Here is a 12,421-nt window from a genome sequence, read left to right as displayed (position 1 = left end):
TTACATTACTTGAAATTCTGGAGATTTAATAAGCGCTTTCACCAATCGATCAATTGGAATTTTCACATTGGTAGCTGTACCTGTATTAATGAAATTATTCCATTCATTAAGCCAGTTTGTAAGACTCAGTCCGTTTAAGAATACTGTTTTAAAATAATTCAACCTATCAGTCGGAGGAATATCTACAAATAAGAGTTCACAAAAATTTGAAACTAAAATATCTGCATTACCAGGATTTTGAAAGTACCCGCTGTCTTTTACAAAAGCAGGAAGATTTAATTTAAATAAAAAACCGTTTTGGGTATTTCCATTAATTAAAATATCAATAGAATTATTGTATCTGATTCTAAGAGACGATGTGGTGATCCAGTTTTTATCATAATTCGGACTGCTGGAATACGCAGCATAACCATTCACCGTTTGAGGTCTGAAAACCGGCATTCCCGTATTTTGCGAATAGCTGGAAAAGAGAGATAGATAACCGTGCAGCGCTTTTGGATTCGCTAAATATGTAGGCATTGAAAGATTTAACAATGAAAACATATGAAAGTACAGTTCCAAAGGATTTCTAACCAGTGCGCCTATTGTTTGATCTGCATAAATTGAATCTTCTTCATCATAAAAGTGTTTACTTGATAGTAAAGTTTTTATGACTGGTAAAATCTGATAATTATTATTCTTCAATTGAGTTGCCAAAGGAGCTATAATATTATCCTCAATATCTGTTGTGATTGTTCTCCCAACAAAATATCTGTACATTCTTCTGCAATATGCTTTAGCGGTTTCATTTTGATTAAAAATCATGTTGATGAAATTCTGAAACTCTGTCTGAATCGTATCTACAGTCGTCCCGCCATTAATTGTTGTATTAAAAGCAGAGCTGAATGTTTTATTGGTTAAATCGTGCGTATTTACATTAATAAAACCTTGGGGAATCTTTGTAATAGGATCTACAGTATTTATTCTTGCCGTTTTATTGAGCTGAACAGAAGAGGTGAGTGTAAATCCCGTAAGAACTTTCGCCGCCATCTGCACGTCGGTTTCTGTATAATTTGTATAGTTTCCTGTTGCGATTTGCGGACCTTTGAGAATGGTAAACAATTCTAGAAATTCACGCGCATAGTTTTGATTCGGGCTGTTCTTTTGATTTACATTATTATTTAGGTAAGTAAGCATTCTTGGATTGAGCGTCATTCTGATGGCTAAATCTTTTAAACTTCCATTGGCGTGAAACCTTAAAAGCTCTTTATAATCAAAATTTGTAAAAAAACTGGCATCATTATCTGTAACAAAAAGCAAATGCAGCCAATAAACGATTTTATATTGTGCGGAAGGGCTTTTCAAAGCCTGATACATCCACCAATAATTATCATACAACACAGAATTAGCGGTATTCAAAGTATCGGTAATCGTAGGAACTGCAAATGTAGGAACGATGGTTTCGCCATTATCATTAAGCGGACTAGGCGGAGTCGGAGTATCAAAAATAAACAATTCCGTAAGTGCCTGATCCGGAGTTTTTAAAGCATATTCATTAATTCTTGCCTTCGTAATGTTATACGTCGTTCTACGCAGAAGATGATAGGCGTTGAAAGCGCCTAAAACTGTGGTTTTTTGTATTAAACTAGACATATGAATTATATTATTCTTTAGTAAAATTAATGAATAATCAACAACATATACACTTTAACTCTTACAAAATATCAATTTATTTTAAAAATCATTTAAAATAACGAATACTACTCAGTTTCTGATGAGTCTATATTCAACCAAATAAAAAATAAGTTCTTACAGATCTAAAAAACAAAAATCTCATCCGAAGATGAGATTCATATGATTACAATAAAGTTCTAAAATATTATTGAGCTATCCTTTTAAAAGTACGTGTCGTAGTTTTATAAACAGTAGGATCTGTATCATCCACAAATTTGATATTCATCGTTTCGGCATTAAGATCCACAACCTGACCTTTTTCAGGAACTACAGTTCCCTGATATTTTATTTCGAAATTCTTATCAGATTTGGTATAAACATAAGTGAAGTTACGTTGATTAACTGTTGTACAAGCCAAAGGTGACCCTACCTCATCTTTATCTGTTCTTTTACCTGTAGCATTTTCACTAAAAACCCATGTAGATTCTTTCTGACAGGTAGTATAAGTAATTTCATCAGAAACCCCGACACCGTCAAGATCAACCTCAGTTCTCACTTCTGCTACCGGTTTCCAGGTTCCCACGATTGGAAACTCCTGCACAGTTTCGTCGTCATCGTTACATGCGGTAGTAGCTACCATTAATGATAAACCTGCAAACAATAATGCTAATTTCTTCATAGATCAAATTTTTCAAGGCATAAAATTATGATTTTTTATTAAAACTCCATCATTTTTTTTGAATTTTGGAATCATAATTTACATTTTTTCAAAAACAGCTCTTTTAAAGACCATTTTCAAAACTCTATATTTGCAAAAAATACTGAATGCCTGAAGTTTCGATCATAACGCCCTGCTACAATTCTTCAAAATTTTTAGAAGAAACGATCGGCTCTGTGCAGAATCAGACTTTTACCGACTGGGAATGGCTGATTACGGATGACAGATCGACTGACAATTCTGTAGAAATTATTCAGAAAATCAATGATCCCAGGATAAAACTCACCATTGCAGAAAAAAATGGCGGAGCAGGACACGCAAGGAATATTTCGCTAAAAAATGCAACAGGAAGATTTATCACATTTCTGGATGCCGATGATTTTTGGGAACCTGAATTTCTTGAGGAAATGGTCGCTTTTATGAAAAAAGAAAACGCCGAGATTGCCTACTCCACATATGCAAGATGTGATGAGAATTTAGATCCTAAAATTGAGGATTTCAAAGCAGATAAAGTGGTGACTTTTAAAAATTTATTGAAAACCTGCCGTCTTTCTCTCCTTTCATCTATGTATGATTCTAAAAGAGTTGGCATAGAATTTTTCCCGGAAGGAAGTAAACGCGAAGATCATGTGATGTGGTTGAATTTGCTTAAAAAAATTCCTGAAGGAAAACCTCTCCGGAAAACTATGGCAAAATACAGGATGCATCCTACAAGCGTTTCAAGAAAAAAACAGAATATTATAAAGGATCAATATTTGGTATATAAAGATTTCATGAAATTTTCTACTGTGAAATCTTTGTATTACACCGCAAATTGGGCATTTAACGGATTTTTGAAATACTCGAAAATATTTAATTAATGGAATATTCTAAAGAATTTAAAGCTGCGCTGAGCAATTTTTCAGCTATTGAAAAAGACCGTTTGATTTTCCGTTTGCTGAAAAAGGATAAACTTTTATCAAAAAAACTTTATTTTGAACTGATTGATACCGAAACAACAGATCAGAAAAGATCTCAGATGGAAGAGCAGATTGAAGAAAGAATTCTTCTGGCGTCAAAATACATTGGAAATCCTAAATATTTTTTGGTTCTGATCAGAAAAATAAGCGCAGAAATTACGGAACACGTCAAAATAACAACTGATAAATTCGGGGACATCTATCTGCAACTATTTCTTGTCAATCAAATTTTACAAAGTAATGACAAACTCAATCATCAAAGGTTTGACAATATTTATAAGCTTTATATTTACATGATTAATAAACTTTTGAAAGCCCTTATTTCGATTAAAAAACTTGACGAAGATTATTGGATGGAGCTTAACGAAATATTAGAAAGCATAGAATCAAAAATTCATGAAAACAGATACTTGGAAAAACTCTGTATCAATAATAGTTTTGATTTTAATTGGTTAACCATCGATAAAATTCCTGACCATCTGGATTTGATCGTAAAAGATATTAAAAGTCAGGGATTTCTAAAATGAAAGAATTTTCTTTATAATCAGCTCTGACGAATTGGGTTGTTCAGCCACAAATTTTCCGGCATTATCTGACATACTGTCTAACTCTTCATTATTATTTAAGAGATAAAGCACAAATTCTGCAGCTTCATTTTCATGTTCAAAAGATTTTCCGCCATCAGCTTTGATTAAATCATCCGCCTCCGGATTTTTCATGTAATGATTCCCGAAAATTACAGGAACCCCAAAAGTTGCCGCCTCAAGAATATTATGCAGTCCGGAATCATGAAATCCTCCCCCCACAACGGCAATATCTGCATAAGAATACAATTTTGACAACAATCCTATACTGTCGATTATTAAAGTTGAAGAGTTGGAGAGTTGGAGGTTTTGAGAGTTCTTTACTTCGCTGTAGAGAATTGCATCTGAAAACATTGCTTTCAGATTGTCAACTCTTCTTAAATCGTGTGGAGCAATGATCAACTTTACCTTCTGATTTTTCTCAAAAACCATTTTCAAAATTTTCTCTTCTGCCTGCCACGAACTTCCAAAGACAATTGCTTTTTCATCACCTACAAATTCTTTAATAAAATCAACATGATTATCCCGGCTTTTCAGATGTTTCACCCTGTCAAATCTTGTATCACCAGTAACCGAAGCCTTTGTTAAACCAATACTTTTAGCCAGAAAATAAGAATGCTGTGTCTGATGAAAAAACCAGTCTATATTTTTTTGTAGCTGCTTTACAAACCATTTTCCATAAGAAGTAAAAAATGATTGACTTTCATAGAACAATGCTGAGATTACAAATGTTTTTACATTCTTATTTTTCAGTTCTTCAAGCAGATTATACCAATAATCATACTTCACCGTAAAAAATAGTTCAGCATTGATTTGAGACAAAAACTCTCTCACATTTTTCTTTGTATCAAAAGGTAAATAGCAGATTACATCTGCAATATTTTTCTTTTTAACAACATTTTCATAACCGGAAGGTGAGAAGAAAGTCACCAAAATTTTATAAGAAGGAAACTGATCTTTCAGCTTTTCCAGAACGGGCAATCCTTGTTCGTATTCACCTAAACTTGCAGCATGCATCCAGATAATTTTATCTGAAGCCGAAAAAGCAGATCTCACAAGACTCACAGATTCCTCCCTTCCTTCAACGCCTTTTTTAGTTTTATCGTTAAACAACGAAAAAACCTTCATACCGAAGATGAGAAGATGAATGAATATGTGGTAAACTTTACTCATCATTTATTTAAAAACTGATGCTAAAATTATTGTAGTTATAAGACTCAGGAAAATCAAAACTAATGGTATCCAAAATGGAATTCGCGTTTTAGCATTTTCGTTAAAACTATATCTTATCATATAGTCCTGATTATTTAAAAAAATTATTAAAACGAGTGTTAGCAGCCATTTCATAAAGAACATCATAATTGATATCTGATTATCTTTATTTTGATCCGTAATTTTTACAGGAAAATTGACGGCTTCAGGGTAATTTAATACAATTAAAAATCCGACATAGGCAACTACACCGAATACGGGCATTAGATAGATAAACTTTTTGTTTCCGAAACGATCTGCCTTTCCTTCAAAATCGAAATGAGTTGGAATAACTGCTGGTAAAATTTTATAATTTTTAACAGTAATCCACCACAACAATATGATCAAAGCAAAGTTGACAAAATCAAATGCTAAAAATATATTATTTTCCATATCTATAAAACATTCTTTATTACTCTCAGTTTATGAGTATGCTTATTCATTTCTTTATTAAAAATCCCTGTAGAATCCAACGTATCGATTCTCACTTTTCCGGATGCGTGAATGATCTTTTGATTTTCAAGCATAATTCCGACATGAATAATTTTACCTTCGGAATTTTCGAAAAATGCAAGATCTCCAGGCTGACTTTCTTCCACAAAACTCAGAACTTCGCCAACTTCAGCCTGCTGATAAGTATCTCTCGGAAGTTTTACATTGTGAATTTTAAAAACCAACTGTACAAAACCAGAACAGTCGACAGCAAAAAAGCTTTTCCCACCCCATAAGTAGGGAACATTCAGAAATTCTTTGGCAGTTAAGGCAATACTTTCTCTTACATCATGGCTGCGTCTTGATGCAACAGCAGGATATTCAACTTCAGAGCCCATAGAAAGCAAAGTACGCCCGTCATTGGTCATTATAGAAGCAAAATCTTCTGTAATCAAAGTAATTCTACGACTCGTAAGATATTCATCGGCAACAGGTTTTATTTGCTTGGTATCCATCCAGCCTTCATAACCGTCGTAATGCATCTTTATTTTGGTCCAGTTTTTATTGACTTCCAAAATATCTGCACTTTCACCAAACAATATTTCTGTAACAATTTCTGCCTTGTCAGAATTTTCTGCACGCACAGGTGCTACTGTCACAACACAAATTCCTTTATCCATTTATTTATATTAAAAGATTGAAGGATTTAAAAATTTAAAAATTAGAGATACAAATCTTTTAATTATTTAACATTTAAATCTTTTAATTATTTCTTTCGAAGTAGATTTACTCCGTCACGCAAAGGTAAAATAAGATTTTCAAAATCATCGTCTTTCGCTGCCAAATCATTAAGTTCTTTAATGACCTGCGTAGATTTCTGTTTTGGGTTTTCTTCTAAAACTTTTCCGTACCAAAGCACATTATCAAACATCACCACTGATCCTGATTTTGTTTTAGGTTTAATCAATCTGAAATACTCAGCATAGTTTTCTTTATCAGCATCAATGAAAACAAGATCAAAAACTTCATCCGTTTCCTTTAAAAATTCTTTTGCGTCCTGAAGTTTAAAGTGAATCTGATCTGAAAATTCACTTTCTGAAAAATACTTTTTGGGCAGATAAGCCAAATCTTCATTCACATCCAAAGTAATCAGCTTACCATCTTTAGACAAACCTTCTGCTAAGCAAAGGGATGCATAGCCTGTGAAAGTTCCGATTTCTAAAATATTCTTTGGCTGAAGGATTTTTGAAATAATCGTCAGTAGTCTCCCTTGCTGATACCCTGAAATCATGTGGGGCTGAGTAGTCTTCTGAAAGGTTTCTCTTCTCAGCTTCCTGAGAATTTCCGGCTCTGCAGAAGCATGATTTTCCAAATACCTGTCCATTTCGGGGTTTTTGTCTTCGAAAAAGCTCATGATAATAATTTTTAAGCTTCAAATTTACTTAAATATAAATAATTTTTTTGAATAATATAAATCAACAATCATAATCCAAATACCGTAAAAACACGGATGTTTTATAATCTTTTTTAGCGGTAGCTTTGCCAAATAAAGAAGCCATCTGACATGATGATGAGAAAAAATTTAAAAGAAACCCAGACTGAAGATTAAGTGATGAAACAATTCGAGCCTTCAGAAAAATTCCCTCAAAAAAGAATGTCATTCGCTTTAAAAGAAATCTTCTTAAAACTTTAAAGAGAAGACGTAATTAAAAAAAATCCCGATAAAATTTATCGGGATTTTCTGTTATTCATTATCGCTATTTTTTGGGAGCAATATCCATTAATTTCATAAACTCATCAAGCTTAGGCATAATAATGATTTCTGTTCTTCTATTTTCAGCTCTCCCGGAAACACTCATATTTGTTGCTTTAGGATTGTATTCTGAACGACCACCCGCAGTAATTCTTGCCGGATCGACGCCAAACTGGCTTTGCAATACTTTGGCAATTGACGTTCCTCTCAATGCAGAAAGATCCCAGTTGTCTCTTGGTAAATTTGCTGAACTTAAAGGAGAATTATCTGTATTACCCTCGATCAATACAGAATATTTATCGTAATCGTTGATCACTTTAGCTACTTTTCCCAAAACTTCCTGAGCCGCAGGAAGCACATTGTAATCTCCTACTTTGTATAACATTTTATCTGAAAGTGAAATCATTACAACTCCTTTCAGAACTTTCACCTGAACATCATCGTCAGTGACGTTATCCAAAGATCTCTTCAGCTTGTTTGACAAAGCTAAATTTAAGCTGTCATTTTTCGCATTAGAAGAAATAAGCTGCTTGATGTACATATTAGAAGAATTAATTTCTCCCACCAATTTATCAATGTTTGCAGAGCTTTTCCCTGTATTTGAAAGACACGCATCCAAAGATGATTTCAGAGCATCATGCTGACTTTTTAATAAGTTATTTTCTGCGGTCAACGTAGAATTCTGACCTTTCAGATCCTGAATTTCTCTCTGTCTTTCGCCGATATTTTCGATACACTGTTTGTAGTTGCCGCTCAATGCGTCATACTGCTTTTTACTTACACAAGATGTTACGCCCAACACCATTGCAGAAACTGCTAAAATTTTAAAAATCTTCATAAATAATCTTTTTTAGACGAGTCAAATTTAGGAAAATTCATTTTAATTATATGGTTTATCTTTGCACAAAAGAAATTCTAAGCCTCATGCTTGAAAGATCAACCTTTAAGAAACAACTCGAAAATCTCATCTCATTCCCCGAAAATCAAACGTATCTTTTAGCAGTAAGCGGAGGTGCAGATTCTATGGTTTTGGCTTTCGTTTTTAAGGCTTTAGGTTTAAGTTTTCAGGTTGCTCATGTGAATTACAAACTTCGTGGGGAAGATTCTGATTCTGATCAAAGAATCGTTGAAGATTTTTGCCAAAAACATGATATTAAATTTCATTTATATGAAGTTTCAGAAAAAGATAAAAAACCTGAGAATTCTATTCAGCTTTGGGCGAGAGACCTTCGATATAATTTTTTTAAACACATTCAGGAAAAAGAAAATCTTGAATTTTTGGTGACTGCGCATCATCTGAACGACCAGCTTGAAACTTTTATCATTAACTTATCTAAAGCTTCCGGAATCAAAGGTTTGAGCGGAATTCCTGCGAATGACAACAATATCCTCCGTCCGCTTTTACATTTTTCTAAAAACGAAATTTACAATTTCGCTGAAAAGAATCAAATTGAATATCGGGAAGATCTTTCCAATAAAAAAAGTGATTATTTAAGAAATAAAATCAGAAACGAAGTGGTTCCGAAACTTTTGGAAACGAATGATCATTTTTTGGAGAATTTTAAGAAGTCTTTATCTTATTTAAATCAGACAAAAGATTTTGTTAAGCGACAGATTGAAGAAATTGAAAACAGAATTACAATTTCAAGTAAAGAAAATAAAATTTTAGATAAAGGAAAGCTTAATCTGGAAAGTGATTTTGTGAAATTTGAAATCCTGAAAAAATATGGTTTTAATAAAGAGGAGGAGATTAAAAAAATCTTCACCGCAGAGACCGGAAGTTCTTTTTTTGCTACTCATTATCAATTAATTATCAATAGATATGAATTAATTTTTAATCCATTGAATCAAAAAAAAGAAAATAGGGACGAAATTATTTTAATTGAAAAAATAAAACTTTCTGAAAACCAAATCATCATTAATCTCGAAGATACAATTGAAAGCATTGAAGGAATCAATAAAACTATAAGTTGGGATTTTGATGCTGAAAAACTTACATTTCCTCTACAACTGCGCAGAAAACAGGAAGGTGACGTTTTTTATCCCATCGGTTTTTCGGGAAAAAAGAAAGTTTCGAAGTTTTTTAGGGACGAAAAATTGTCTATTTTAGCCAAGCAAAAAATTTGGCTTCTGACAGACGGAAACAATAGTGTTTTAGGCATTCTTCCTTTCAGACAAGACAAACGCTACGCAAAAGATGAGAGAACTAAAAACATTCTCACAATTTTTAATGAAAAGTAAAATGAAATTCAAAAACTGGTTTTTACTCATTCTCCTGTTCTTATTCACAGGAATCAATGCACAAATAAAAAATCCTGTAAAATTCAAATTCACTGTCAACGAACTTGGCAATAATCAATACGAAGCTGTTTTAAATGCAACTTTGGAAAGTGGATGGCATATTTATTCGAGAGATATTCCTGAAGACACTGGAATTCCTACAGAATACATTGTTTCGGGGAAAAATATCGAACTGATTGGTAAATTCCAGGAAGTTGGAAAAAAGCACGAAGAATTTTCTGAAGCTTTCGGCGGAACCATCATTTATTATTCTAACGCTGCAGGTTTTAAACAGAAATTCAAATTAAAAGACGGAACAAAACCCGGAGAAGTTATCGCTGAAATCACTTACCAGACTTGTGATGACAGAGTTTGTCTGGCTCCGAATACTTTAGAATTCACTCAAAAAATTACGCCAAAAGGAGTTTCAGAAGATGCTGTTGCGCCAACTGAAGAGGTAAAAGATTCTGTAAAAACCACGGAAACTGTCGTTGAAAATACGGCAAAAAGTGAAATTACTGCAACGGAAACTTCAAAACTTGACCCAAAACAATTAAAAATTGCATCAATTGATTTCAAAAAACCTTTGACGGATTGCGGAACTGAAGCGGTTGTAGCATCTGAAAATTACTGGATGTATTTATTCCTAGGTTTCATTGGCGGATTGATCGCTTTATTGACTCCATGCGTATTTCCGATGATACCTTTGACGGTTTCATTTTTTACAAAAGGAAGTCAAAACAAAGCAAAAGGAAAAAGAGATGCATTGATCTACGGATTTTTCATTTTGATGATTTTTGTTTTATTAAGTGTTCCTTTCCATTTAATTGACGGAATTGCGGGAAATATTTTTAATGAAATTTCTACCAGTGTTTGGCTGAATGTAGTGTTCTTCATCATCTTTATTTTCTTTGCGGGAAGTTTCTTCGGCTATTATGATATTTCGTTACCAAGTTCAATTGCCAACAAATCTTCAAAAGCAGAAGAAGCAGGAGGAATTATCGGTATTTTCTTCATGGCGCTGACTTTGGTGATTGTATCTTTCTCTTGTACAGGTCCTATTTTGGGAAGTTTATTGGGAGGATCGTTATCCGGTTCGTCTCATATTCCGACACTTTTAACTTTGGCTTTAACAGGTTTTGGTTTAGCCTGGGCAATTATTTTCGGACTTTTAGCATTATTTCCACAGGCTTTACAAAGTCTTCCGAAATCGGGAGGGTGGATGAATACTGTGAAAGTTGTTTTAGGTTTCATCGAATTGGCTTTAGCTTTAAAATTCCTTTCAAAAGCAGATTTAGTTTCGAAAACGTTCTTAATTAAAAGAGAACTTTTCATTGCAATCTGGATTGTTGTCGGGATTGGTCTGGCTTTATATTTATTTGGATTAATCAGATTCCCGCACGATGACAAAAAACCGAAAATTTCTTTGACAAGAAAGGTTTTGGGAGTTTTGGGAATTGGTTTTGTAATTTATTTAATCCAGGGATTAGTTCCTGCAGAAAGACCAAAAATGCAATTGTTGAGTGGAATTTTGCCTCCTTTGAATGTAAGCTATTTCCATGATGAAAAAGACGGAATTTTAGGAATGAAACCCGAACACGATTTCTTTAACGCCATTGAATTAGCTAAAAAAGAAAACAAACCCATCCTGATTGACTTCACAGGTTACGGTTGTGAAAACTGTAGAAAAATGGAAGAATTTGTCTGGAGCGAGCCGGACATTTTACCGATTCTTCAGAACGATATTGTTCTTGCTTCTCTTTATGTAGATGACAAAGAAGAACTTCCTGAAGATCAGAAAACCAAAATTGATTTGGGTGAGGGGCAAGTAAAAAGAGTAAAAACAATCGGTGACCGATGGAGCTTATTTCAGCAGGTAAATTTTAATAATAATTCTCAACCACATTATGTATTAATAACTCCGGACGGAAAAGTGATCAATACCCCAGTTTCCGGATATATGCCAAAAGATGACTTTAAAAAATTCTTAGAATGCGGGGTAAATTTCTACAAAAAGAATAAATAATCTTAGATTTAAAATATCTAAAACTCACATCGAAAGGTGTGAGTTTTTTGTTGTCTGAATTTTTCCAACTCACCATTATGCGTAACATTTTATTAAAATAAATAATAGTTAACGATTCTTAATTTTAGGTATAAACTTTGCATTGATTTTTAAAATTAAGAAACAATATACCAATCTTTATTAAAAACCGTTTAACATTAAAAAATACTACTATGGCTGAAGTGATCGTACAAGAAAAAAAAGGAGGAAAACAAAAGAAAAACCCAATCAGAGTTGACATGACTCCAATGGTGGATCTAGGATTTTTATTAATTACCTTCTTTATGTTTACCACCAATTTTACAAAACCTAATGTGATGGATCTTGGTTTACCCGCAAAAGATCCGAATCCAAATCCAATTCGTGATAAATTCATCGACGACAAAAATCAAGTTACATTTATTCTCGGAAAAGACAATCGGGTTTTCTATCATCAGAGTAATGAGAAAGAACTGACTGAAAAAAATTTAAAAGAAACAGATTTCAGTGGAGTAAAAATATCAAACATCATTTCTGAAGCTTATAAGGAAGCACCGGTTCCAGAAAACTTTACCATCATTGTAAAACCAACTGATGATGCAAACTATAAAAATTTCGTTGATGTTTTAGACAATATTGCCATCTCCAAAAAAGAACGATACGGAATCACAGACATCAAACCCTGGGAAAAGAAAGTTTACGAACACGTAACAAAATAAACTGAAGAGCATTTTTATAATGCTCTTT

Annotated in this window: 12 protein-coding genes; 5 read left to right on the top strand and 7 right to left on the bottom strand. The window is 33.3% G+C overall.

The features are described 5' to 3' along the window. Positions 1-1,632 (bottom strand): DUF1800 family protein, encoded by a 1,632-nt coding sequence (locus tag AC4FQ5_RS13035; RefSeq protein ID WP_491143944.1) that lies wholly within the window; start codon positions 1,630-1,632, stop codon positions 1-3. Between the two features lie 226 nt (positions 1,633-1,858). After that, positions 1,859-2,332: a lipocalin family protein gene (locus AC4FQ5_RS13030; protein WP_491143942.1), complete on the bottom strand. Its 474-nt coding sequence runs from the start codon at positions 2,330-2,332 to the stop codon at positions 1,859-1,861. A 146-nt stretch (positions 2,333-2,478) separates the two neighbouring features. On the opposite strand from AC4FQ5_RS13030, the gene AC4FQ5_RS13025 reads away from it, so the two are divergent. Together AC4FQ5_RS13025 and AC4FQ5_RS13020 are read left to right on the top strand one after the other, a co-directional pair. Continuing rightward, positions 2,479-3,231: a glycosyltransferase family 2 protein gene (locus AC4FQ5_RS13025; protein ID WP_491143940.1), complete on the top strand. Its 753-nt coding sequence runs from the start codon at positions 2,479-2,481 to the stop codon at positions 3,229-3,231. After that, positions 3,231-3,857, top strand: a complete 627-nt coding sequence (locus AC4FQ5_RS13020; RefSeq protein ID WP_491143938.1) for a deoxyuridine 5'-triphosphate nucleotidohydrolase — start codon at positions 3,231-3,233, stop codon at positions 3,855-3,857. The genes AC4FQ5_RS13025 and AC4FQ5_RS13020 overlap by 1 nt, the downstream gene beginning before the upstream one ends. On the opposite strand, the gene AC4FQ5_RS13015 is transcribed toward AC4FQ5_RS13020, so the two are convergent. The 5 genes from AC4FQ5_RS13015 to AC4FQ5_RS12995 form a co-directional block, all read right to left on the bottom strand. Further along, on the bottom strand, positions 3,849-5,087 hold the full coding sequence (locus tag AC4FQ5_RS13015; protein ID WP_491144095.1) for a 3-deoxy-D-manno-octulosonic acid transferase: 1,239 nt from the start codon (positions 5,085-5,087) through the stop codon (positions 3,849-3,851). The two genes, AC4FQ5_RS13020 and AC4FQ5_RS13015, sit on opposite strands and share 9 nt — an antisense overlap. Positions 5,088-5,090: 3 nt before the next feature. Beyond that, positions 5,091-5,558: a DUF1648 domain-containing protein gene (locus tag AC4FQ5_RS13010; protein WP_491143936.1), complete on the bottom strand. Its 468-nt coding sequence runs from the start codon at positions 5,556-5,558 to the stop codon at positions 5,091-5,093. Between the two features lie 2 nt (positions 5,559-5,560). Then, positions 5,561-6,277 carry a C40 family peptidase gene (locus AC4FQ5_RS13005; protein WP_491143934.1) on the bottom strand — a complete coding sequence of 239 codons (717 nt, stop codon included), beginning with the start codon at positions 6,275-6,277 and terminating at the stop codon, positions 5,561-5,563. A gap of 86 nt (positions 6,278-6,363) precedes the next feature. Beyond that, entirely contained in the window at positions 6,364-7,011 is a 648-nt protein-coding gene (locus AC4FQ5_RS13000; protein ID WP_491143933.1) for an O-methyltransferase, read from the bottom strand. 343 nt (positions 7,012-7,354) lie between these two features. Further along, positions 7,355-8,188: an OmpA family protein gene (locus tag AC4FQ5_RS12995; protein WP_491143931.1), complete on the bottom strand. Its 834-nt coding sequence runs from the start codon at positions 8,186-8,188 to the stop codon at positions 7,355-7,357. A gap of 86 nt (positions 8,189-8,274) precedes the next feature. Between AC4FQ5_RS12995 and tilS the strand changes: the two genes are divergently transcribed. The 3 genes from tilS (at position 8,275) to AC4FQ5_RS12980 (ending at position 12,393) form a co-directional block, all read left to right on the top strand. Then, a complete protein-coding gene (tilS, locus tag AC4FQ5_RS12990) occupies positions 8,275-9,591 on the top strand; it encodes a tRNA lysidine(34) synthetase TilS (RefSeq protein ID WP_491143929.1) in 1,317 nt (438 codons plus the stop codon). A 1-nt stretch (position 9,592) separates the two neighbouring features. Further along, entirely contained in the window at positions 9,593-11,656 is a 2,064-nt protein-coding gene (locus AC4FQ5_RS12985; RefSeq protein WP_491143927.1) for a protein-disulfide reductase DsbD family protein, read from the top strand. Between the two features lie 212 nt (positions 11,657-11,868). Further along, positions 11,869-12,393 carry a biopolymer transporter ExbD gene (locus tag AC4FQ5_RS12980; RefSeq protein ID WP_491143925.1) on the top strand — a complete coding sequence of 175 codons (525 nt, stop codon included), beginning with the start codon at positions 11,869-11,871 and terminating at the stop codon, positions 12,391-12,393. The last annotated feature ends 28 nt before the right edge of the window (positions 12,394-12,421 follow it).

This window comes from Chryseobacterium sp. DT-167, from assembly GCF_058310155.1.
This window is presented reverse-complemented; position numbering and strand designations above follow the sequence as displayed.

Coding starts and splice junctions, on each gene's coding strand:
- AC4FQ5_RS13035 (WP_491143944.1), bottom strand. CDS start 1,632: ATGTCTAGTTTAATACAAAAAACCACAGTTTTAGGCGCTTTCAACGCC.
- AC4FQ5_RS13030 (WP_491143942.1), bottom strand. CDS start 2,332: ATGAAGAAATTAGCATTATTGTTTGCAGGTTTATCATTAATGGTAGCT.
- AC4FQ5_RS13025 (WP_491143940.1), top strand. CDS start 2,479: ATGCCTGAAGTTTCGATCATAACGCCCTGCTACAATTCTTCAAAATTT.
- AC4FQ5_RS13020 (WP_491143938.1), top strand. CDS start 3,231: ATGGAATATTCTAAAGAATTTAAAGCTGCGCTGAGCAATTTTTCAGCT.
- AC4FQ5_RS13015 (WP_491144095.1), bottom strand. CDS start 5,087: ATGAGTAAAGTTTACCACATATTCATTCATCTTCTCATCTTCGGTATG.
- AC4FQ5_RS13010 (WP_491143936.1), bottom strand. CDS start 5,558: ATGGAAAATAATATATTTTTAGCATTTGATTTTGTCAACTTTGCTTTG.
- AC4FQ5_RS13005 (WP_491143934.1), bottom strand. CDS start 6,277: ATGGATAAAGGAATTTGTGTTGTGACAGTAGCACCTGTGCGTGCAGAA.
- AC4FQ5_RS13000 (WP_491143933.1), bottom strand. CDS start 7,011: ATGAGCTTTTTCGAAGACAAAAACCCCGAAATGGACAGGTATTTGGAA.
- AC4FQ5_RS12995 (WP_491143931.1), bottom strand. CDS start 8,188: ATGAAGATTTTTAAAATTTTAGCAGTTTCTGCAATGGTGTTGGGCGTA.
- tilS (WP_491143929.1), top strand. CDS start 8,275: ATGCTTGAAAGATCAACCTTTAAGAAACAACTCGAAAATCTCATCTCA.
- AC4FQ5_RS12985 (WP_491143927.1), top strand. CDS start 9,593: ATGAAATTCAAAAACTGGTTTTTACTCATTCTCCTGTTCTTATTCACA.
- AC4FQ5_RS12980 (WP_491143925.1), top strand. CDS start 11,869: ATGGCTGAAGTGATCGTACAAGAAAAAAAAGGAGGAAAACAAAAGAAA.